Raw genomic sequence first — 23,259 nt, 5'->3', positions numbered from 1 at the left:
ACGCGGGTCGATTCGTTCGGCAATCGTTTCCAGATGGGTAACAGCAAGCCGGCCACGACGTGGATCGTGCTTTCCGTGAACTTGGGGACCTCGGCAAACTCCTCCAGCCAGGCCGCGGCGAAGCGTTCGCGATCCGCTTCAATCCAGTGGCTCTCCACCATCATGTTCAAGGGGACCTGGTGCTGTTCCATGGGCCGGATCAGGCGGACGCGGCGCTCGATCTCGCCGTCGTCGAGCATGACGCTCGGGGCCGAAACCTGCACGGCGGCCCGTCCCGAGCGCTCGTTGATCAGCAGGACAGCATGATTGGAAAGACGAGCAAGGGCGTCATCCAAACCAACAGGATGGTTGCGCTGGCGCTGGGTGATGGTGAGCAGCCGTGTCTCGGCGCCTGTGCGCGGATGGAGATAGATCGTCCGCCGGCCGCTGACCACAAAGCTTTCAGCGCGGAGCGTTTCCAGTCCGAGGTCATAGGTGCCAGATGCTACCGCGCCCTCGATTCGAGCGGTCAAGAGCTGCTCGAAGGCGGTAAACAGGACATTCTGCAGGTCGATGGTGAGCGCCAACAACCTGTTCAGGAATGTCGTGATCGGCGGCAGGTCATCTCTGAGCCCATTGGCATCTGTCAGCTTCAGGCCAGTGGCATCCTCGAACCTCTCGAGCGAGCAGCCGTCGACCTTGCCTCGGGCGAGCAACGTGTAGAGTTGACGCAACGCATCACGCCCGTACTGGCTTTCGAGATTGTCCTCGGGCCGAAACAGCCCCTGCCCTCCGGTCTGGCGCTGGCCGCGCGTAATGGCCCCCAATGTGTCGAGCCGGCGCGCGATGGTGCTGAGGAAGCGCTTTTCCGCCTTCACGTCGGTCGCGATGGGCCGGAACAACGGCGGCTGAGCCTGATTGGTGCGGTTGGTCCGGCCGAGCCCTTGGATCGCTGCATCCGCCTTCCATCCGGGCTCGAGCAGATAGTGGACTCGCAAACGGCGGTTCCGGGACGATAGTTCAGCATGGTAGCTCCTCCCCGTGCCGCCGGCGTCGGAGAACACGAGGATGCGCTTAACGTCGTCCATGAAGGCCGAGGTCTCAGCGAGATTGGCCAAGCCGGCGCGGTTTTCGACCGTCAGCCGATCGCCGCTGCGGATGACGCGGCGCGAGCGGCCGGTCACTTCGGCGACCATGTCGGTGCCGAAGCGCTGGACGATTTGATCCAGCGCGCCAGGTACTGGAGGCAGCGAGGCGAGTTTCTCGATGAGGCGACCGCGTCGTGCGACGGCCTCCCGGCTCTCGACCGGCTGGCCATCGCGATAGACAGGCCGAGAGCAGAGATTGCCCTCCGAGTCGGTAAAGGGCTCGTAGAGCTGAACCGGGAAGGAATGGGCGAGATAGTCGAGCACATACTCGCGCGGAGTGATGTCGACCTGGACGTCGCCCCAATCTTCGGTCGGGATCTCGGCGAGCCGGCGCTCCATCAGCGCTTCGCCCGTTGAGACAATCTGGATGACAGCGGCATGGCCGGCGTCGAGATCGCGGTCGATCGATTGGATGAGCGACGGCGTCTTCATCGAGGTCAGCAGATGACCGAAGAACCGCTGCTTGGCGCTCTCGAAGGCGGATCGGGCCGCGGATTTTGCCTGCCCGTTCAGCGTTCCGGTTTCGCCGGTGATGTTGGCGGCCCGCATCGCCGCGTCGAGGTTGTTATGGATGATGCTGAACGCTTCTGCATAAGCGTCGTAGATGCGAACTTGCTCCGGCGTAAGCTGGTGTTCAACGAGTTCGTACTCGACGCCCTCATAGGACAATGAGCGGGCGGCATAGAGACCGAGCGCCTTGAGGTCGCGCGCCAGCACCTCCATCGCCGCGACTCCACCCTCCTCGATTGCCTCGACAAACTCGGCGCGCGTGGCGAATGGGAAGTCGGCGCCGCCCCAAAGGCCCAGGCGTTGGGCATAAGCTAGGTTGTGGACCGTGGTAGCGCCCGTCGCCGACACATAAACCACGCGAGCATTGGGCAGGGCGTGCTGGAGCCTCAGGCCCGCGCGCCCCTGCTGAGAGGCCACTTGGTCGCCGCGCTCGCCTTTGCCCCCGACCGCATTCTGCATGGCATGGCTCTCATCGAAGACGATCACTCCGTCGAAGTCGGAGCCCAACCATTCAACGATCTGCCTGACACGCGAAAGCTTCTCGCCACGCTCGTCGGTGCGTAGCGTGGCATAGGTGGCAAAAAGGATGCCTTCCGAAAGCAGGATCGCGGTACCCTGGCGAAACCGGGACAGGGGCGTAACGAGCAGCCGCTCCATGCCGAGCGCGGACCAGTCGCGCTGGGCATCTTCGATTAGCTTGTCGGATTTGCTGATCCAGACCGCACGGCGGCGGCCCTTGAGCCAATTGTCGAGCAGGATCCCTGCGACCTGCCGTCCCTTGCCCGCACCGGTGCCATCGCCCAAGAACCAGCCGCGACGAAAGCGGACGGCATTCTCTGCGTCGTCGCTCGCGGCGGCCACAACGTCAGAGGTCGCATCGACGGCCCAGGAGCCCGCCAGGAATTCGGAATGCGCCTCGCCCGCATAAATGACGCTCTCGAGCTGGGCGTCCGACAGAACTCCCTTTGCCAGCAGACTTGAAGGCAGATGCGGACGGTAGGATGGCTTCGGTGGCGCAACGGACGCCATCGCAGCGGACTGCACGAGCTTGGTCGGATGTGCGCACGATCCGGGAATACGGACCGACTGCAATCCGTACTCCTCATAGAGCGCATCGGTGAGACGGACGCCTTCAGGCGGCGACCAGTCGACGGTCTCGTACGCAAGTTCCACACCTTCGGGCGCGCTCTCCGAACTGGACGACGGGCTTGGTGTAATGGCGCCGGCCGGTCGGGGCGTTGCAGGACGCCTAACGATGTCGGCCACGACCGGCGCGGCGACAGGTAGCCTTGGAGGCACGTGCTGGGTCACCCAGTTGAGCAAGGTGGCGACATCGCCGGCCATGCCCTGCGAGGCGGGAAAAGCCTTTGGATCGGCAGCGGGCCACTTGTCGATAACGAGCAGCCTCGTGTCCGTGTGAGTCCCGTGCTTGGCGTAGACGGCGCCCTCGATCGCGGCAGAAAACACGACCCGTCCCCGCTGCTGGAGCCGAACAAAGGCACCGGTCCACGCCGGGTTATCCGGCGCAAGGCCCGCGCCGGCGATGGCGACGAGGCGCCCACCATCGCAAAGACGCGCGAGCGCCGAAGCGATATGCCGGAAAGCGGCGTCCACCATTCGTCGATCGACATTCGCCACCGCGGAGAACGGCGGGTTCATCAGAACGACGCTCGGCACAAGGCTCGCGTCGAGGTGATCGTCGATCTGCGCGGCGTCGAACCGCGTAACCTCAACTTTGGCAAACAGATGATCGAGCAGCGCCGCGCGGCCTTCGGCCAACTCGTTCAACATCAAAGAGCCGCCGGCGAGCTCGGCCAGGATGGCGAGCAAGCCGGTCCCCGCGGATGGCTCCAGAACGCGGTCGGCAGGCGTAATGCCTGCTGCGGTGCATGCGGCCAGCCCAAGCGGGATCGGCGTCGAAAATTGCTGGAGCCCCTGACTGTCCTCGGAACGCCGCGTATGGGTCGGCAGACAGCTCGCGATTCTCGCGAGCATTGGCAGCATGGCAGCCGTCGAGCCAGCCTTGGCGCGCATGGCCGGACCGAACTTGCGCAGGAAGAGAACGGTTGCCGCCTCGCAGACGTCATAGGCGGTCTTCCAGTTCCATGCGCCGGCCGCGTCCGAGGCGCCGAAGGCAGCTTCCATGGCACTACGCAGGACAGCCGCATCGATGCGACCGCCGCGTTCAAGATCAGTCAAGATCTGTCGGGCGGCCTTGAGGGCGGCAGAGGTGACAGTAGCAGCGGCACGCATCGAGAGCGGCGCGGCGGCAGCGCCGCCCGCAAGAAATTCGGTCATGGCAGGATTTCTCGGGAGAGCAGGAACAGGTCGAACCGCGCGGCGCTCCCCTTAAGACCACGGCAATTCAAACCTCGCCGGCCCTGCTCTCCCTCTCAGCGCTCGCCCATAAAAATGGGGACCGGCGTTGCACACCGGTCCCCAGGCAACTGCGGGATGGCCCGAGCCATCCCGCTCTGTGTCACTCAGCCGCGTCGAGCTGTTGCGGGTCATCGTCGCCGGCGTTCTCCCGATCCTCATCGTCGGCGAGGAATTCGGGTAGCGGGCCTGCTTCAACCTCCCGCTCCACTGGCGCCGCATTGGGATCGACGAGACGCAGCGGTTCCGGCAACCAGCCTGAACCATCAAGAAGACGCTCGGCCTCTTTGGCCATGTCGGCCTTCTTCAAGTGGTCGATCAACTGCGCGGAAGATTCGCCCCTTGCTTCTCGCACAGCTTCCAGAATGCGAGGCTTGGTGACCCGGCCAAGATAGTTGTCGACGGTGGGTCGCCAGCCGGCCTGCACCATGTCCAGCCCGACCGCGCGCGCCAGCACATTGGCCTGGTCGAGACGCGCGCGAACACCATGGGCGGAGACACGGCCCTGATCGTAGCGGCTGGCTGGCTCGTAGAGAGCGTTGACCGCAAATGACGCACAGTGAGCGAACAGGGACGCCTGAGCGGCACCGTCGAGAGCTGTGAGCGCATCCCACAGGTCCTTCTCACCTTTCGGCAACCGTGCTTTCCAGGATTCATGCCGCGCCTCGACGGTCTTCGCGGACGCGCTCTCCCTCAGGCCGGGGGCTTGAGCGGGAAAGGTCGGCGTGCGAAGTCCGATCTCAAGGGAACTCCCCGTCGACGAGAACCGGTAAAAGGCGGTCAGCACGAAATTGTGCAGCACCGCCTGGAACGCGATCGCCGGATTTTCCGCCAGCGCATCCCGCAATGCGAGCGTGCGATGCGCCGTCAGCTCTATCATCAGCCGATCCGGCAAAGGTTTGGCCGCGTCCTCATCATCTTCTGCAGCGTCAGCAGCGCTACTTGCGACCGCGATGACCGTGCGCTGAATAGAGCGACCTGCCTCCTTCCCCTCGACCGGCTGCGCATCGGTGCCCTGCTCGACTTCAGGATCGATCGCGGACATGTCGTCCTCCGACCGGACATAACCCCGATCCACCGATAGGCGCCCTTCGGAATCGATGCTGACGAAGACGCCAGCGCGGACGATCTCGGCCGGCTCGTAGATCATCGATCGGTCTTCGAATGCGAGCAGTGCCGCTTCGATCTCGCCGAGCCGCTGGTCGACCTCATCGGGCAGTTCGTCGGCATCCTGATAATCCGATTCAAGCTTAGTATGCTCGCCGTTGAGTGCGTCGATGGTGGCCTGCTCCTCCGGGGTGAGATCCACAGGTTTGCCCTCGAGTTCGCGGAGGCCGTTGGTATGGCCGTAGGGGAAATCGACCGCCACTGAGATCCACTTCCAACCCTCGGTCGCGATCCTTTCCGCCTCGAGCTTCAGCTTGTCGGTAACAAGACGGTCCAACAAGGCAAGGTCCTGCAAATATCCGCCATCGTCATGCTCGAACAGATCACGCAAAACGCCGCCGCCTGCCTGTTCGTAAGCCTCAAGGCCCACGAACCGAGCGCGGCGATCGGACGCACGGACCGTTTGTTCTGTCAGCAAGCGCCGGATCTGGTATGGCTCGTCGTAACCCGAACGACTGACCTGCTCCCAGACTTGCTCCTGGCGAGCATGATCGGCTGTCACCGAGAACGCCATCAGTTGCTCGAGCGTCATACCGTCCTCGGCATAGATCTCGTGCAGCTTGTTGGAAACCGAGGCCAGTCGAAGTCGCTGCTTCACGATAGCCGGCGTCACAAAATGCCTGGCAGCGATGTCTTCCTCGCTCATGCCACCTTGCTGGAGGCGCTGGAACGCGCGGAACTGATCGAGGGGGTGGAGGCCGACTCGCTCGTCATTCTCCGCGAGCGAGTCGTCTTCCGCGATACCCTGGTCCCGGACGACGCACGGAACCGCTTGCGTTTCCGCCATGCTCTTTCGTTTCACCAGCAGTTCGAGGGCGCGATAGCGCCTGCCGCCTGCAGGCACTTCGAACATGCCCGTCTCGTTCCCTTCGGCATCAACGACGGCACGGACGTTGAGGCTCTGCAGGAGCGTGCGCGCCGCGATGCTTTCGGCGAGTTGCTCGATCGAAATGCCCGCCTTCACATGGCGAACATTGGATTGGCTCAGCACCAGCTTGTTGAACGGAATGTCGCGTGAGGGCGACAGGGTGATCTTTTGGACAGCCTTCGTCATGTCGATTCTTCCACGACGGGCAGCCGTGAGCCTCTCTCTCGGCCTTCAACCCGTCGCGAAAAACGACCCTGCCCTCTCACTCGCTTACTCGCGGTGGCCGAGGAGACCCTCACGCTGCCTCCTGTTCCGCTCTCTCCGTCGTCATGTCGCCAACCTCCTCCGGCAAGAACCCAAGGAGATAGTCCGCAACCTTGCTGGCTTGCGAGGCAGCTCGCACAATGGCACGATTGTCCTCTCGCAGCACCTCAAGCCAGGAGCCGATATAGTCGGCGTGCCGCACCGTCGGCACGATGCCGAGCGAGGCGCATCCGAATGCGGACGATATCTCCGCGATCAATTCCTCAAAGGCATACTTCTTGCTTCCGTAGCTTCCCGACAAATCGCGATTCAGACGCGATGTATGGCCGCTAGCATGCGCCAGCTCGTGAAGGGCCGTCCGATGCCAGTTGATCGGCTCGAAATAGGCTTGTGGTGGCGGTACCTGCACATAATCTTCTGCCGGCATATAGAAGGCGCGGTTGCCGCCAATGCGGAAGTCGATCCCGGTCGCCTTGATCAGGTATTCAATCTTTGGCTCGATCAGGCCAGGCGGCGGAGGTGGCGTCGTTGCGATCTCCGAAGGCAAGCCCTCGCACTGGTCGATATTGAAGACCGTGAACCGCTTGAGGAACGGGATGGCCTGGGCTTCGTCACCTGTTTCGCGGGCGCGCCGCTTTTCGTCGGCCGGCACAAAGCGGTCCGCATAGACGACGCTCGTGCCGCGCTCGCCCTTGCGGACGTGACCGCCAAGCGAGAGCGCCTGGCGGAAGGTGAGCCAGCTCTGACCGGTGAATGCGTGTTCGGTGGCAGCCCCCCAAAGGATTAGGACGTTGATGCCGCTGTATTGACGGCCAGTGGCGGCGCTTTTCGGCATGGCCAATGACGCCGCCGCCGTCGAACCCCAAGGCTGTACCCACGGGACGCGGCCGACTTCAAGCTCGCCGATAATTTTGTTGGTGATTTCGTCATAAAGGCTGGTCCGGTCCTCGCCGGCGCGTGCCCGAAGATAGTGTCTGGACATAACGGATCTCCGCGACGGGCGCCGCGAGCCTCTCTCGCAGCCTGTAACCCGTCACGGCAAAACCCGGCCGGCACTCTCACTTTAAGCTTTTTTAGGGGAAATCGAGGGCGCGTGATTTGCGAGAGCTCCTCACGCACACAGATGACAGAATGCGAAATCTGCGACGCGCTCCGTCTTTCGTTCCATTCTTCGGGATGGCCTCGAGGTGCTTTAGGGGCCGCAGGCCCCACCCGGCGCGCGCCAAGGGCGCATCGCCTCAACGCAAAATGGCACCCGGAGAGCGTGAGCATAGCGACCCGAAGGGGCACGCGGGTCCGAGTGCAGCGACGAGACCGGTTCAATAGCGGCACCCGGGAACGGGGCAGCGATAGCGATCGCCGAGAGGCGAGCCCCTTTCCCGAGTGCCCCCGGCGAGGAACTCCCCAGTCCTGCGCGAGGGATCGAAGCCGGATGGCCGAGACGCAAAGCGGCTCGGTTCACGAGAGCCCGGTGCGGCGGAAGCCGCACGCGCAAAGCGGAAAATTCCGCTAGTCTGAAGATCTAGATTTCCTCGCGCGCATGCGTCTGCGCGTCATAGATCCTGATTTGAAGCATGGGAAAACGTTTCTTTAGTTCTTCTCCACCTGCCCTGGCGCCGTCTCTGGTTGCAAATTCGGCTTTGAGTCGGCCATCCACTTCGAGTGCGTAACCAGAGGCCGGCGGTTCACGGGTAGCTGCAACCATTTCATTCCCATTGTGTAGTGAGGTTGACCTGCCACTGCGTATTTCCTCCAGAAGGAGTTAGAGTCCGGCCCGACTGGCGCTGGCCGCGCGTAATGGCCCCCAATGTGTCGAGCCGGCGCGCGATGGTGCTGAGGAAGCGCTTTTCGGCCTTCACATCGGTTGTGATGGGCCGAAACAGCGGCGGCTGCGCCTGGTTGGTCCGGTTGGTCCGGCCGAGGCCCTGGATCGCAGCATCCGCCTTCCAGCCGGGTTCGAGCAGATAGTGGACGCGCAAGCGCCGATTTCGAGCCGACAGTTCGGCATGGTAGCTCCTCCCCGTGCCGCCTGCGTCGGAGAACACGAGGATGCGCTTGACGTCGTCCATGAAGGCAGAGGTCTCAGCGAGATTGGCCGAACCGGCGCGATTTTCGACCACCAATCGGTCGCCCTTACGAATGATACGGCGCGAGCGGCCGGTCACTTCGGCGACCATGTCGGTGCCGAAGCGCTGCACGATTTGATCCAGCGCGCCGGGTACCGGAGGCAGCGAAGCGAGTTTCTCGATGAGGCGGCCGCGCCGTGCTACGGCTTCCCGGCTCTCAACTGGCTGGCCATCGCGATAGACCGGCCGAGAGCAGAGGTTACCCTCCGAGTCTGTAAAGGGCTCGTAGAGCTGAACCGGGAAGGAATGGGCGAGATAGTCGAGCACATACTCGCGCGGGGTGATGTCGACCTGGACGTCGCCCCAGTCTTCGGTCGGGATCTCGGCGAGCCGGCGCTCCATCAGTGCTTCGCCCGTTGAGACAATCTGGATGACAGCGGCATGGCCGGCGTCGAGATCGCGCTCGATCGATCGGACGAGCGACGGCGTCTTCATCGAGGTCAGCAGATGACCGAAGAAGCGCTGTTTGGCGCTCTCGAAGGCGGATCGGGCCGCAGATTTTGCCTGCCCGTTCAGCGTTCCGGTTTCGCCGGTGATGTTGGCGGCCCGCATCGCTGCGTCGAGATTGTTATGGATGATGCTGAACGCATCTGCATAGGCGTCGTAGATGCGAACCTGCTCCGGCGTGAGTTGGTGCTCCACGAGCTCGTACTCGACGCCCTCATAGGACAATGAGCGGGCGGCGTAGAGGCCGAGCGCCTTGAGGTCGCGCGCCAGCACCTCCATTGCCGCGACCCCACCCTGCTCGATTGCCTCGACGAACTCGGCACGTGTGGCGAATGGGAAGTCGGCACCGCCCCAAAGGCCGAGGCGTTGAACATAAGCGAGGTTGTGGACCGTGGTGGCGCCCGTCGCCGACACATAAACCACGCGAGCATTGGGCAAGGCGTGCTGGAGCCTCAGGCCCGCGCGCCCCTGCTGAGAGGCCGCCTGGTCGCCGCGCTCGCCCTTGCCCCCGACCGCATTCTGCATGGCGTGGCTCTCGTCGAAGACGATTACTCCGTCGAAGTCGGAGCCCAACCATTCAACGATCTGCCTGACACGCGACAGCTTCTCGCCACGCTCGTCGGTGCGTAGCGTGGCGTAGGTGACGAAAAGGATGCCTTCCGAAAGCCGGATCGGTGTGCCCTGGCGAAACCGGGACAGAGGCGTAACGAGCAGTCGCTCCATGCCGAGCGCGGACCAGTCGCGCTGGGCGTCCTCAATCAGCTTGTCGGATTTGCTGATCCAGACCGCCCGGCGGCGGCCCTTGAGCCAATTGTCGAGCAGGATCCCAGCGACCTGCCGTCCCTTGCCAGCGCCGGTGCCATCACCCAAGAACCAGCCGCAGCGAAAGCGGACGGCAGTCTCGGCGTCGTCGCGTGCGGCCGCCACAACGTCAAAGGTCGCATCGACCGTCCAGGAGCCCGCGAGAAACTCGGAATGCGCCTCGCCGGCATAGATGATGCTCTCGATCTGGGCGTCCGAGAGAACTCCATCTGCCACCAGATTTGGATGCAGATGCGGACGATAGGAGGGCTTCGGTGGCGCAACGGAGGCCATCGCCGCGGACTGCACGAGCTTGGTCGGATGTGCGCATGATCCGGGAATACGGATCGACTGCAATCCGTACTCCTCATACAGCGCATCGGTGAGGCGGGCGCCTTCCGGCGGCGACCATTCTACGGTCTCGTACGCAAGTTCCACACCTTCTGGCGCGCTCCGCGAAGTCGACGAGCGGCTTGGTGCAATGCCGCCGGCCGATCGGGGCATTGCAGGGCGCCTAACGATGTCGGCCACGACCGGCGCGGCGACGGGTAGCCTCGGAGGTACGTGCTGGGTCACCCAGTTGAGCAAGGTGGCGACATCGCCGGCCATGTCTTGCGAGGCAGGAAACGCCTTCGGATCGGCGGCGGGCCGCTTGTCGATCACGAGCAGCCTCGTGTCCATCTGGGTGCCGTGCTTGGCGTAGACTGCGCCGTCGATTGCGGCAGAAAACACGATCCGTCCACGCTCCTGGAGGCGAACAAAGGCCTCTAGCCACGCCGGGTTATCCGGCGCAAGGCCCGCGCCAGCGATGGCGACGAGGCGTCCACCGTCGCAAAGGCGCGCGAGCGCCGAAGCGATGTGTCGGAAGGCGGCATCCGCCATGCGTCGATCGACATTCGCCACCGCGGAGAACGGCGGGTTCATCAGAACGACGCTCGGCACAACGCTCGCGTCGAGGTGATCATCGATCTGCGCGGCGTCGAACCGCGTGACCTCAACGTTGGTGAACAGATGATCGAGCAGCGCCGCGCGGCCTTCGGCCAACTCGTTCAACATCAGAGAGCCGCCAGCGAGCTCGACGAAGATAGCGAGCAAGCCGCTCCCCGCGGAGGGCTCCAAAACGCGGTCGGCAGGCGTAATACCGGCTGCGGTGCATGCGGCCAGCCCAAGCGGGATCGGCGTCGAGAATTGCTGAAGCGCCTGACTGTCCTCGGAACGCCGCGTATGGGTCGGCAGACAGCTCGCGATTCTCGCGAGCATCGGCAGCATGGCGGCCGTCGAGCCTGCCTTCGCCCGGATGGCCGGGCCGAACTTGCGCAGGAAGAGAACTGTTGCCGCCTCGCAGACGTCATAGGCAGTCTTCCAATTCCAGGCGCCGGCCGCGTCCGAGCCACCGAATGCAGCCTCCATGGCGCTTCGCAGGACGGCGGCATCGATGCGACGGCCGCGTTCGAGATCCGTTAGGAGCCGGCGGGCGGCCCTGACGGCGGCAGAGGTGAGAGTGGCAGCGGCGCGCATCGAGAGCGGCGCGACTGCAGCGCCGCCGGCGAGAGATTCGGTCATGGCAGGATTTCTTTCGGAGAGCGGGAACAGGTCGAACCATCAGGCGCTCTCCGTTGACCCGACGGCTCAAACCCTTCCCGGCCCGGCTCTCCCTCTCGGCGCTCGCCCACAAAAATGGGGACCGGCGCGGCACGCCGGTCCCCAAGCAACTGCGGGACGGCCGGAGCCATCCCGCTCTACGTTACTCAGCCGCGTCGAGCTGTTGCGGGTCGTCGTCGCCCGCGTTCTCCCGATCCTCATCGTCGGCGAGGAATTCGGGCAGAGGGCTGGCTTCACCCTCCTGCTCCACCGACGACACGCTGGGATCGACGAGACGCAGCGGTTCCGGCAACCAACCCGAACCATCGAGAAGCCGCTCAGCCTCCTTGGCCATGTCGGTCTTCTTCAGGTGGTCGATCAGTTGCGCGGAAGACTCGCCTCTTGCTTCCCGCACCGCCTCCAGAATGCGAGGCTTGGTGACCCGGCCGAGATAGTTGTCGACGGTGGGGCGCCAGCCGGCCTGCACCATGTCGAGCCCGACGGCGCGCGCCAGCACATCGGCCTGATCAAGACGCGTCTGGACGCCGTGGGCGGAGACACGGCCCTGATTGTAGCGATTGGCCGGCTCATAGACGGCGTTGACCGCAAATGACGCACAGTGAGCGAACAGGGATGCTTGCGCGTCACCATCGAGAGCTGTGAGCGCATCCCAAAGATCGGTCTCGGCCTTCGGCAACCGTGCTTTCCAGGACTCGTGCCGAACCTCAACGGCCTTCGCGGACGCGCTCTCCCTCAGGCCGGGGGCTTGAGCGGGAAGGGTCGGCGTACGAAGTCCGATCTCAAGAGAGCTTCCAGAAGACGAGAACCGGTAAAATGCGGTCAGCACGAAGTTGTGCAATACCGCCTGGAACGCGATGGCGGGATTTTCCGCCAGTGCATCCCGCAATGCCAGCGTGCGATGCGCCGTCAGCTCGGTGATGAGCCGATCCGGCAGAGGTTTGGCCGCATCGTCATCATCTTCTTCGGGATCGACCGATTGACCGGCGACTGCGATCACCGTGCGCTGGACGGACGTGCTTGCCTCTTGCCCTTCGGTCGACAACGGATCGGCGGCCTGCCCGCCATCAGCATCGGTTGCTGGTTTATCGTCCTCTGCCCGGACGTAACCCCGGTCCACGGAAAGGCGGCCCTCGGAATCTATGCTAACGAAGACGCCAGCTCGGGCGATCTCGGTCGGATCGTAGAGCACCGGCCTGTCTTCGAGCGCAGTCAGTGCAGCCTCGATCTGACCGAGACGCTGATCGACGTCGTCGGGCAATTCGTCGGCATCCTGGTAGTCAGATTCAAGCTTGCCCTGCTCGGCGACCAGCACGTCGATGGTGACCTGCTCGTCAGGGGACAGGTCGACAGGTTTGCCCTCCAGTTCGCGCAGGCCTGTCGCATGGCCGTAGGGGAAATCGACGGCCACGGAAATCCACTTCCAACCCTCGGCGGCAATGGTCTCGGCTTCGGCCTTGAGCCTTTCTGTCACAAGGCGGTCGAGCAAAGGGACATCTTGAAGCCAGCCGCCGTCATCGTGCTCGAAAAGGTCCCGCAAAACGGTGCCGTCGGCCTGCTCGTAAGCGTCAAGTCCGACGAACTGGGCGCGACGGTCGGAAGCGCGCACGGTATTCTCCGTCAGCATCCGCCGGATCTGATATGGCTCGTCGTTGCCGGATCTGCTGGCATTATCCCAGACCTGCTCCTGACGCGCCTGGTCGGCCGTGACGGAAAAGGCCATCAACTGCTCGAGCGTCATGCCATCTTCGGCATAGACGTCGTGTAACTTCGGCGACACCGATGCCAGACGCAGGCGCTGCTTGACGATCGCTGGCGGGACGAAGTGCCGCGCGGCGATATCCTCTTCACTCATGCCACCGTCATGCAACACCTTGAAAGCGCGGAACTGATCCAGCGGGTGCAGGCCGACCCGCTCGTCATTCTCCGCGAGGGAATCGTCCTCGGCGATGCCACCATCCCTGATAACGCAGGGGACAGGTTGCGTCCTCGCCATACGCTTCTGCTTGACCAGCAGTTCGAGCGCGCGGTAGCGGCGTCCACCAGCCGGCACCTCGAACATACCAGTCTCCTGGCCGTCGGCATCGGCGACCGCACGGACGCTCAGGCTTTGTAACAGCGTGCGCTGAGCGATGCTCTCCGCCAGTTGCTCGATCGAGACGCCGGCCTTCACGCGGCGGACGTTGGACTGGCTGAGCACCAGTTTGTTGAAGGGGATATCGCGGGAGGGACTGAGTTTGATTTTCTGAACGCTTGCCATGTCGGATTCTCCGACGGGCGGCCGAAAGACTCTCTCTCGACCTCCTACCCGTCACAGGCAAACCGGCGCTCCTCTCACTCTCTGACGCGCAGCACCAACTGTAGGCGGACACTGAGACGACGTGCGGATGCATCACGCGGCCTCCTCATTGCCCTCAACGATGGAATCGATCGCGGGCGGCAGAAAGGCGAGCAGGAAATCAGCGGCCTTCGATGCCGCGCTCGCGGCACGCACGACGGCGCGATTATCCTCGCGCAGCACCTCCAGCCAGGAACCGATGTAGTCGGCGTGGCGCACGGTCGGCACGATACCGAGCGAGGCACAAACGAAGGCACCCGCCATTTCGGCGACCAGTTCTTCTCGCGCGTACGATTTTGAGCCGAACGAACCGGAGTGGTCGCGGTTGAGGCGGGACGCCTGCCCGGTCCAATGACCGAGCTCATGAAATGCGGTCCGGTGCCAATTGATCGGCTCGAAATAGACAGCCGGCGGTGGAACCTGCACGAAATCGCGCACCATGTTGTAGTAGGCGCGCGCACCGCCGATACGGAAATCCGCGCCGGTGGCGGCGATCAACGCCTCGGCTCGGGGCTCAATCTGATCTGGTGGCGCCGGGACGACCGAGGCAACGACCCCCTCGGGCAAGCCATCGCACTGGTCCGTGTTGAAGACGGTAAAACGCTTGAGAAACGGGATGGCGCCCGGCTCTTTACCGGCCTCAGCGGCGCGCCGACGTTCGTCGTCCGGGGTGAAGCGATCGGCATAGACGACGGTTGTTCCACGTTCGCCCTTCCTGACGTTGCCGCCAAGCGCGAGCGCCTGGCGAAAGGTGAGCCAGCTCTGTCCGGAAAAGCCGTGCTCGATAACGGCGCCCCACAGGATCAGCACATTGATCCCGGAATATACGCGCTGCGTCGACGCGTTGCGCGGCATGGCGAGCGGCGCCTTGATCGCCGCCGTCCCCCATGGCTGCACCCACGGGATACGGCCGGCCTCCAGCTCGGCGATGATCTTGTCGGTGATTTCGGTGTAAAGGCTCGCGCGGTCTTTGCCGGCGCGAACTCGGGCGGTATGTCCAGGCATCGCGGTTCTCCGCGACGGGCACCGGAAGCCTCTCCTCCGATCTTCAACCCGTCGCGGCAGACCCGGCCCGCACTCTCACTCTCAGTGACGGTGACGCCACGCGCTCTTTGAGAAGCGGGTTCGCGGTCGCGCGGCGTCTTGGCGTTAGGGATGGAAGCCCGGCGAGCGGCTCAAGAGCGATCTCACCACTCGTTGGTATCAATTTTGCATTTGTGATATCGTCTCAATGTTGCGCACGTCGATTCACGGCGTGCGCATGTTCACTGAGCCAGTTTTTTACAGAGGACGACATGGCCAAGAAAGCGAAGAAGGCAAAGAAGACCGCCAAGGCAGCCACCAAGAAGGTGGCAAAGAAGACTTCAAAGAAAAAGAAGTAGTCCTATCCGCGACTGAGAGATTGCCGCCTGCGGGTCGCCGCAACCCGGACGCAAAGCGAGCCTGTCCAAAGGATCTGAAATGTCCTTTGCATCCGTTTCTCTGGCGCGGCAAGGCAACATAAGGCCGGCCCTTTGTGCAGCTAGCTACTGCATAAAGGGCCGGTTTTTCGTTTCTGCCCGGCGAGGGCATGATCTGCTCTTGCGCGAAGCATCAATACCGCCACTTCCTGCGACGGTGACGCCACGATTCTCTGAGAGAATGGTTTTCGCGGCACCGCAGCCTTCTTTCGCAAAAGTGATGGAAGCCCGAAGAGCGCGGAGCGAAGGGAAGGCAAAGGCACCCGGCGCGGGGCAGTGATAGCGGCGCCGGCATGAAATGACGGCGGCCCCTAACGCGAGTGCCTACGGCGAGCGACTCATGATCGCGCGAGGGATCGAAGCCGGATGGCCGAGACGCGGAGCGGCTCGGTTCACGAGAGCCCGGTGCGGCGGAAGCCGCACGCGCGCAAGAAGGGGCGCGAAGACTTGAGCGGAGGAACTAGATTTCCTCGCGCGCATTCGTCTGCGCGTCATAGATCCTGATCTGAAGCATGGGAAAACGTTTCTTGAGCTCTTCTCCACCTGCCCTGGCGCCGTCTCTGGTTGCAAATTCGGCTTTCAGTCGGCCGTCCACTTCAAGCGCATAACCAGAAGCAGGCAGTTCACGGGTGGCAGCAACCATATCATTCCCATTGTGCAGTGAGGTGGTTGAGAATGATGGGTAGCGTGAGTCGCCCACACTGCGCTAGCACTCCAAACCCTGAGTTCCTGCCATTGCGAAATCCTGCCAGCCGGAACGAATGGCGGACACAACGATTCGTCCTATCAGGAGCCATTTCGATGCTGATGACGCGTGAACGAAGGCCGCCGATACGGACGCTGCGCGGGTGGGCGATCCACGTTCTCCAGGAAGCGGGCGCCATCCGCGAGTGCGAGGAACACAGCTGGATGCAGGACCGCGCCGATCCGCATGCAAGAGAGCGGGCCTTCGATATCGCCCGTGGAGACCCGCCAGCAGGCGTCTCCCCCGATGCAGCGGCGGCCGAAGTTCACGACGTGCTGAACTCGATTGGTGATACCTGCCCAGAATGCCCTCCTGATTAGAAGGACGGGCGCCGAGCACGACCGAAACTAACCCCGGGCGCGCCGCAGCGTAGCTTCCAATTGCTCCTTCTCCTTATGCCAGCGGGCTTGTTCGGCTTGCGATCTCTCCTCGATAGCCTCAAGCTCGGCCTCGATGGCGGCGGCCCGCTTCGCATGCTCTTGCTCAGCCTTGTCTAGCGCAGCCTGCGCCTTGTCGACAGCCTGCTGACGGCGTTCACGGTCCTTCTGCCTGGCAGCCTCTTCCTTTGCCTGTTCAAGCTGGCGCCGCTTCTGCTCCTTTTCGAAGGCGAGAGCGGCCTTTCGTTCGGCAGCCTTGTCGACGGGGCGAGAGGAAAGGTTCTTTGCCTTTGGGCCTTTCAACTTGCGGGCGACTTTCGTTGGTCCGCCGTCGCGAAGATAGGTGGGCAGCTCGGCATGCTCGCTGAAAGGTCGGTCGGTTCCGACCGGGCGCCTTAGAACGACGCCGGGCTTTGCCATGGCCGCTGCGATAACGTCCGGATCGTCGCTTTCCTTCGCCGCGCCCTGGTGGAAGAGGTTGCTGTCTGCGCCCCACGCTTCCAGAGCCGCTTTCATGGAAGGTTCAGCAATCGCCAGCTCTGCGTGCGCCCGAACAAGGGTGCAAATTTATCGACACGGACCCGCAGGAAGCCCTGCGGATCGGCGCCGAATATTCGAAGATGGATACCGAAGTCGCAGCCGCGGCCATCAAACGAATGCGCTTTGGTCTTCAGCTCGACGTTCCTGCCCTTTCCAACAAGATGTCCGAGCAGGCCCAATGGGCGATCGCGGAAGGTGTCGCGAGAGCTGATTCCGTTATCCCGGACTATTCGACTTATCTCGATCCCAGCCTGTTGGCTGAGATGCGGAGCAGTTGAGGGTTCGGCCCGAAACACGATCTCGCCCCTGGGCTTTTCCCTGTGGCAACACCGGCGCACAGATGCGCCGGCTCGTTTCGCAAAGAGATCAAAGCCCTCGATGATCTCAAATGCCTGAAATTCCGCACAGGCGGTGAGCGAAGCCGCGAAAGCTACCGTCAATTCATGGACCCTTGCAAAATGCGATCATGACAATCCAATCGAGGCGAAGCGCCTGGTCGCGGTCAAGCGCTTCTATCTACTAAAACGCAGCATTCGAGGCCGCAGAGCAGATCTATGCTAAGTTCAACGCGCTGAACTCGAGAATTTAGAAGCCGTACGAAGTGGTTCCGCGTCAACGAATTCAACTGGGACAGCATCGCGGCGGGACGCAACGGCCGCCGGTCACTTATCTCGTGGAGCAGCGAAAGCCAACTGATAGGCGAACCGTATCAATTCGCCAACTTCGCTTGTTTGAAAGCTTCAAGAGCGCGATTGTTGTCACTGCGACCGATAAATGTCGCCAACCGAGTGGGCGACACCGCTCAGCGTTCACGGAATGGTCGGTTACGCCGATTCGATCGAGGCCATCGAAGCCGGCCTTCAGGTTTATGACAGCGAAGTTGAGCCTCAAGCTCTGACGTTGCGGGGGCGAGACCCGCCTATATAACAATTTACGCCGCCCGCGCGGCCGAATCGCCGCGAGATATGAACGAGGCGAAGGCCAGCGGGTAATAAATGCGATGTCGCTTTTTCATATCCATAATCCATCTTTGCCAAAAGACTAGGTTGTTGCGCTGTTCAACCGAGCCCACCACCAAGTCAGCTTTACCCACGAAGCGAGCGCGCTGTTTTGAAACGGCGTGGCTGACATTTCGTTCTGCGCAACAATGAAGTGCGCAGAGTGTGCGTTCTCCTTTGCTCCATCTTGGAGCAACCTGAGGTCGCCGATCGGGAATCGACCCGACCGCGAATTCGGGAAAAGATCATGAAGCTCTATCACCATCCATTGTCGGGCCACTCACACCGCACTCGTCTTTTTGCATCGCTGCTCGGCCTTCCGCACGAACTGGTTGAAGTTGACCTGATGTCCGGCGCCCACAAGAAGCCAGATTTCCTCGCGCTCAATCCGTTTGGCCAGGTCCCGGTACTTGAAGACGATGGCAACATCGTTCCGGATTCCAATGCGATCCTGGTCTATCTCGCGAAGAAGGCGGGCCGCACGGAATGGCTGCCGGACGATGCGAAAGGGAGCGCCGACGTACAGCGCTGGCTCTCGGTAGCTGCCGGCGAAGTGGCCTACGGCCCCGCCGCGGCGCGGTTGATCACCGTGTTCGGCGCAAGCTTCGATCCGAATGAAGTGATCTCCCGCGCTCATGCGTTGCTCGGGCATATTGAATCCCATCTGGCCGATCGCGATTGGCTCGTCGGCAATGGTCCGACGATCGCGGACGTCGCGCTCTACAGCTACGTCGCACGTGCCCCGGAAGGAAACGTCGATCTGTCCGGCTATCCGAGGGTCAACGCCTTTCTGCGCCGAATCGAGGCGCTGCCTGGCTTCGTACCTTTCGCGAAGACGCCCGCCGGCCTTGCGTCAGCGGCCTGATCCTACACCTTGGGGCGTACCTAAGTGTGCGCCCCAGCCTTCCAACGAGGATGGACGGATGACCGACAAGCGATTGCAGACGAAGCTGGCACTATGGCACCTCGGCGAAAAGACGATCCAGGAAAAGGTGGGGGTGTCGGCCCACATGGATGAATTTGGCAAGCGCGTGGTACGCGATCATATGCCGACCCAGCACCGAGACTTTTACTCGCAGATCCCGTTCATCGCGTTGGGCAGCGTCGATTTCAAAGGCGACGCATGGGCCACGCTCGCCGTTGGCAAGCCGGGCTTCATCTCATCGCCGACGGCCCGCACGCTTGATATCGATGTCGTAAGGGACCCTAGTGACCCGGCGAGCGAAGGCATCGCCGAAGGCAACGCGATTGGTCTGCTCGGGATCGGATTTGACTCGCGCCGCCGCAACCGCGTAAACGGCCTCGTCGGACCGTCAGACGACCACGTCATCCATTTCGAGGTGGATCAGAGCTTCGGCAACTGCCCGCGATACATCCAGCTACGCGACTACCGGTTAGTCCGCGATCCGCGCGAGCCCTTCTCTGGAGATGTCGAGGAGCGGGCGGAACTCGATCGTGCCGCGCGCCATATGATCGAAGCCGCCGATACCTTTTTCGTGGCCTCCTATGTCGAGCGCGAGAACCGCCTACAGGTGGACGTATCGAACCGTGGCGGCAGGCCCGGCTTCGTCCGGATCAGCGACGACGGCACTCTCACCATTCCCGATTTCGCCGGCAATCTGTTCTTTGCCACGCTGGGCAACATCCTGGTGAACGGGAAGGCCGGGCTGCTCTTCGTCGATTTCGATACCGGCGACGTGATCCAGATGACCGGCGACGCGGTCGTGATCCTGGACTCGCCGGAGATCGCTGCCTTCCAGGGCGCTGAGCGACTGTGGCAGTTCAAACCGCGTCGCGTCGTGCTCAGGCGCGGTGCGATGCCGCTACGGTGGGCGCTGCAACGGGACGGCTGGGCTCCTACGACGCTGATGACCGGCGACTGGGAGCAGGCGGCGGGTCGCCTGCGGGCAGCGGAACTCGCCATTGGATGGAGGCCGTTCAAGGTCGTCAAAGTCGTCGACGAGAGTTCTTCGATCCGCTCGCTCCACCTACAGCCGGACGACGGTGCAGGGCTGCTGCCGCATGAGCCGGGACAATACCTCACGATCAGAATGCCGGTAGAAGGGGTCGAGAGAGCGGCGATCCGAACGTACACGCTCTCCGTCGCGCCTTCGGATCACGTCTACCGCATCAGCGTGAAGCGCGACGGCCTGGTTTCGCAGCGACTGCACGACCGCGTCCGCGCCGGCGATATCATCGAAGCCAGGGCGCCGGCCGGAGAATTCAAGATCGATATCTCCGAGGAGCGGCCGGCTATCCTTTTGGCGGGCGGCATCGGCATCACGCCCATCCTGGCGATGCTGCGACACGTCGTCTACGAGAGGCTCCGGACGCTGAGGATGCGACCGATCGTTCTGGTCCAAGCGGCCCACTCGAAGGCCGAGCGCGCTTTCGGGAACGAACTGGACGAACTCGTCGAAGCGGCGAAAGGCGAAGTCCGCCTCCTTCGAATCCTGAGCGATGTCGCGGAAGCCGAGGAAGGCGCCGACTACGACGCGGCCGGCCGCATCGACATGGAGCTCCTCTCACGGTTTATGCCGATTGCCGACTACGACTACTATCTCTGTGGACCGCCGCAGTTCATGCAGTCGATCTACAACGGCCTCCGTGGACGGGAAGTCCCCGACTCCCGAATTCATGCCGAGGCGTTTGGGCCCGCGTCGCTTGTCCGGACGGTCGATGGTCCTGCAGCCGCCCCGGCGCGCTGGCCGCCGTCAACCAGGCCTGTGCATGTCGTATTTACGGAGTCCTTAAAGGAAGCCAGATGGACGCCGGAAGTCGGCACTCTGCTCGACCTCGCGGAATCCCGGGGGCTCAGTCCCGAGTTCAGTTGCAGGGAAGGACGTTGCGGCACCTGCCGGACAAAACTCCTGACCGGCGTAATCACCTATCTGAAGGAGCCAGCCGTCGCGGTAGCGGACGACGAGATCCTGATCTGCTGCGCGGTCCCGGCGGCCCGTGAGGGCGACGAAAACGATCGGATCCAGCTTGCCATCTAACGACCGCATCGCAGCGAAACGCCCCCCGCGCCGAGCCAGGAGCAACAGGGAGAGGTCGATGTCGAACTTCGCCATCAGCGAACGAGTGCGTCTTTCGATCGAGCTGGCGTTGACGGCCGGTGCCCTGGACCCGCTACGGCGACAGCAGCAGAATGACACCGCAAAAAGCCTCGGGATGACCGGCGCCGAGGTCGACGTCGCCCGTCGGGGCTCAAGCTTCGACGCAATGACGTCGATAGCGGTAGCTCTGGCGCTCGCGTCCCGGCAGGGTGCTGGGCATCTCGCGATCGCACGCGAGAGGGCGCTGCGGGCCGGCATCTCCGAAGAGATCTGTCTCCAAATTCAGGCATTTACCATTCCACCATTCGATTCTAGCGGATAACTCCGCCCCCTCGCCCGCGACGCGCCCGCGGCTTATTTTCCGATTGTACGCGACCGCCGGGGCGAACGCGCTTCGGCCAGGCGAGACAACTTTAGCAGATGGCAGGAACACGGCATGGACCGCTGGCAGGCGATGCGTATATTCGTGAGGGTCGCGGAGACCGGGAGCTTCGCGGAAAGCGCGCGAGACCTGCACATGAGCGCACCTGCCGTCACGCGGGCAGTCGCCGCACTTGAGGAAACCATTGGCACCCGTCTCTTCGTTCGGACGACGCGATCGGTGAAGCTCACGGAAGGCGGGGCGCGCTACTTCGAGGATTGCCGACGAATACTGACTGATATCACCGAGGCCGAAGCGGCGGCCGCCGGTTCCTATGCGAAGCCCTCCGGCACCCTGTCGGTGACCGCGCCGGCCCTCTTTGGACAGTTGTTCGTGCTGCCGATCGTGACCGAATATCTGGACGCGCATCCGACGATGGCAGCCAGGACATTCTTCGTCGACCGTTCGGTAAACATCGTTGAGGAAGGCATCGATGTCGCGGTCCGCATCGGAAACCTCGCGGATTCCGGCTTCGTCGCAACCAAGGTGGGCTCCGTCCGCCGCGTCATCTGCGGAGCACCTTCGTACTTCGCCAAGCACGGCATACCGAAGACGCCGGGCGACCTGAAGGGGCACCGGATCGCTGTATCGACCAGCGCATGGGCCTCGCCGGAATGGCGCTTCGCGCAGGAAGAGCGAGTGACTATCCATCCCGCACTGCAGAGCAACACGAACGAAGCCGTGATAGCGACCGCAAAGTCGGGATGGGCGCTGACCAGAGTGCTGCATTATCAGATCGGCCAGGCACTGCTCGACGGCCACCTACAGGTTGTGCTCAGCGAGTTCGAGGAGCCGTCTCTGCCAATCTACGTCATCTATCCGGAAGGGCGCCACGCGCCGGCGAAGGTGCGGGCCTTTACCGATATTGCGGTTGCGCGCCTAAGGGGGAACAGGCTGCTGAACTGAAGCCACTGCAACTTGTCGCATGGAACTGAATTCGGGATCTCGGGTGCTTAGGATCAGGCCAAGCATGGGCCTTTACCGGCATCGCATCGCCGTTCCACCGAATACGGGCGAACAAACCGCTAAACCTTGCCTAAGGCATCCTGCCGGATCGCCAAGTGATCGAAGTCGGATGCGTCATGGCGTTCGAGCAAGAATTCGCCCGGCGTCCCGCCGGTGCGGTTGACAATGCGCCCCCGCGCTACAGCCGGCCGGGAGGCAATTGACCGGTACCAGCGTAGCAAATTCGGGTATTTCTCAACTGCGAGGAATTCGTGCGTGTTGTAGACGCCGTAGAGGCTGCCGGGATGCCAGGGCCAGACCGCCATGTCCGCGATTGTGTACTGGTCGCCGGCGAGGAATTCGTGCTTCGCGAGATGCGTGTCCAGGACGTGCAACTGGCGCTTCACTTCCATGGCGTAGCGGTCGATCGCATATTCGATCTTGAGCGGCGCATAGGCGTAGAAGTGTCCCAGGCCGCCCCCGACGAACGGCGCCGTTCCCATCTGCCACATCAGCCAGTTGAAGGTTTCGGTCCGCGCGTGGCGCTCGGTCGGCAGGAACGCGCCGAACCGCTCCGCCAGGTGGACGAGGATCGAGCCGCTCTCGAACACGCGGATGGCGGGATCCATCAAGCGGTCGACGAGCGCGGGAATCTTCGAATTCGGGTTGACCTCCGTGAAGCCGCTCCCGAACTGGTCGCCCTTGAAGATGTCAATCAGCCAAGCGTCGTATTCGGCGTCCGAATGCCCAGCCGCCAGCAATTCTTCGAGCATGATCGTGACTTTCTGGCCGTTGGGCGTCCCCTGCGAATAGAGCTGCAGCGGATGCCTGCCCACCGGCAGATCTTGCTCGAAAGTGGCGCCCGATACGGGGCGGTTCGAACGTCCGAACGCACCGCCGTAGACCTTATGCTGGGTCCATACTTTGGGCGGGACGTAACCGGGAGGCTGGTTGTTCATGGGATCGTTCATGTGTCACTCCGGGCCGAAATCAGTATATCGGGAATGCGATCGCATCGGAGGATCGGAAGCCCCGGCTCCCGAAGCCTTGGCTTTCAATTTCTGTACCGTGTGACAGACAGCGTGCCTGAT

Annotated in this window: 15 protein-coding genes and 1 pseudogene; 6 read left to right on the top strand and 10 right to left on the bottom strand. The window is 62.8% G+C overall.

From position 1 onward, the window contains the following. From ACM42_RS12115 to ACM42_RS12090, 6 genes and pseudogenes are all read right to left on the bottom strand, one after another. On the bottom strand, positions 1 to 3,935 hold a 3,935-nt coding region (locus tag ACM42_RS12115), incomplete at its 3' end, for a strawberry notch-like NTP hydrolase domain-containing protein (RefSeq protein ID WP_271528127.1). Positions 3,936 to 4,116: 181 nt separating this feature from the next. Then, entirely contained in the window at positions 4,117 to 6,234 is a 2,118-nt protein-coding gene (locus ACM42_RS12110; RefSeq protein ID WP_128948354.1) for a ParB/RepB/Spo0J family partition protein, read from the bottom strand. 109 nt (positions 6,235 to 6,343) lie between these two features. Next, positions 6,344 to 7,294, bottom strand: coding sequence for an ArdC family protein (locus tag ACM42_RS12105; RefSeq protein ID WP_128948353.1), 951 nt, complete (start codon positions 7,292 to 7,294; stop codon positions 6,344 to 6,346). Between the two features lie 790 nt (positions 7,295 to 8,084). Further along, a pseudogene (locus tag ACM42_RS12100) lies at positions 8,085 to 11,249 on the bottom strand (strawberry notch-like NTP hydrolase domain-containing protein); the annotation flags it as partial. A 181-nt stretch (positions 11,250 to 11,430) separates the two neighbouring features. After that, positions 11,431 to 13,545, bottom strand: coding sequence for a ParB/RepB/Spo0J family partition protein (locus tag ACM42_RS12095; RefSeq protein WP_271528125.1), 2,115 nt, complete (start codon positions 13,543 to 13,545; stop codon positions 11,431 to 11,433). Between the two features lie 132 nt (positions 13,546 to 13,677). After that, positions 13,678 to 14,628 carry an ArdC family protein gene (locus ACM42_RS12090; RefSeq protein ID WP_271528124.1) on the bottom strand — a complete coding sequence of 317 codons (951 nt, stop codon included), beginning with the start codon at positions 14,626 to 14,628 and terminating at the stop codon, positions 13,678 to 13,680. A 226-nt stretch (positions 14,629 to 14,854) separates the two neighbouring features. Between ACM42_RS12090 and ACM42_RS12085 the strand changes: the two genes are divergently transcribed. Next, positions 14,855 to 15,127 carry a hypothetical protein gene (locus tag ACM42_RS12085; protein WP_271528123.1) on the top strand — a complete coding sequence of 91 codons (273 nt, stop codon included), beginning with the start codon at positions 14,855 to 14,857 and terminating at the stop codon, positions 15,125 to 15,127. 416 nt (positions 15,128 to 15,543) lie between these two features. Here ACM42_RS12085 and ACM42_RS12080 read toward each other — a convergent pair whose 3' ends face one another. After that, positions 15,544 to 15,726 (bottom strand): hypothetical protein, encoded by a 183-nt coding sequence (locus ACM42_RS12080; protein WP_028153819.1) that lies wholly within the window; start codon positions 15,724 to 15,726, stop codon positions 15,544 to 15,546. Between the two features lie 158 nt (positions 15,727 to 15,884). On the opposite strand from ACM42_RS12080, the gene ACM42_RS12075 reads away from it, so the two are divergent. Then, complete coding sequence (locus tag ACM42_RS12075; protein ID WP_271528122.1) at positions 15,885 to 16,148, top strand: hypothetical protein; 264 nt, start codon at positions 15,885 to 15,887, stop codon at positions 16,146 to 16,148. A gap of 27 nt (positions 16,149 to 16,175) precedes the next feature. Here the strand turns inward: ACM42_RS12075 and ACM42_RS12070 are convergent, their stop codons facing one another. Both ACM42_RS12070 and ACM42_RS12065 read right to left on the bottom strand, forming a co-directional pair. Beyond that, positions 16,176 to 16,721 (bottom strand): cell envelope biogenesis protein TolA, encoded by a 546-nt coding sequence (locus ACM42_RS12070; protein WP_333921683.1) that lies wholly within the window; start codon positions 16,719 to 16,721, stop codon positions 16,176 to 16,178. Further along, the gene (locus tag ACM42_RS12065) at positions 16,718 to 17,185 is read right to left on the bottom strand and encodes a hypothetical protein (protein ID WP_271528121.1); all 468 of its coding nucleotides are present in this window, start codon (positions 17,183 to 17,185) and stop codon (positions 16,718 to 16,720) included. Before ACM42_RS12065 ends, ACM42_RS12070 begins: the two co-directional genes overlap by 4 nt. A gap of 805 nt (positions 17,186 to 17,990) precedes the next feature. On the opposite strand from ACM42_RS12065, the gene ACM42_RS12060 reads away from it, so the two are divergent. The 4 genes from ACM42_RS12060 (at position 17,991) to ACM42_RS12045 (ending at position 22,129) form a co-directional block, all read left to right on the top strand. Continuing rightward, positions 17,991 to 18,608, top strand: coding sequence for a glutathione S-transferase family protein (locus ACM42_RS12060; RefSeq protein WP_271528120.1), 618 nt, complete (start codon positions 17,991 to 17,993; stop codon positions 18,606 to 18,608). 58 nt (positions 18,609 to 18,666) lie between these two features. Next, positions 18,667 to 20,742 carry a 2Fe-2S iron-sulfur cluster-binding protein gene (locus tag ACM42_RS12055; RefSeq protein WP_271528119.1) on the top strand — a complete coding sequence of 692 codons (2,076 nt, stop codon included), beginning with the start codon at positions 18,667 to 18,669 and terminating at the stop codon, positions 20,740 to 20,742. Between the two features lie 58 nt (positions 20,743 to 20,800). Further along, positions 20,801 to 21,124, top strand: a complete 324-nt coding sequence (locus tag ACM42_RS12050; RefSeq protein WP_271528118.1) for a hypothetical protein — start codon at positions 20,801 to 20,803, stop codon at positions 21,122 to 21,124. A gap of 114 nt (positions 21,125 to 21,238) precedes the next feature. Beyond that, entirely contained in the window at positions 21,239 to 22,129 is an 891-nt protein-coding gene (locus ACM42_RS12045; RefSeq protein WP_271528117.1) for a LysR family transcriptional regulator, read from the top strand. A gap of 119 nt (positions 22,130 to 22,248) precedes the next feature. On the opposite strand, the gene yghU is transcribed toward ACM42_RS12045, so the two are convergent. Continuing rightward, positions 22,249 to 23,139, bottom strand: coding sequence for a glutathione-dependent disulfide-bond oxidoreductase (yghU, locus tag ACM42_RS12040; protein ID WP_271528116.1), 891 nt, complete (start codon positions 23,137 to 23,139; stop codon positions 22,249 to 22,251). Positions 23,140 to 23,259 lie beyond the last annotated feature (120 nt).

Source organism: Bradyrhizobium sp. CCBAU 25338, assembly GCF_028128965.1.
In the GTDB taxonomy this organism is placed as follows: domain Bacteria; phylum Pseudomonadota; class Alphaproteobacteria; order Rhizobiales; family Xanthobacteraceae; genus Bradyrhizobium; species Bradyrhizobium liaoningense.
This window is presented reverse-complemented; position numbering and strand designations above follow the sequence as displayed.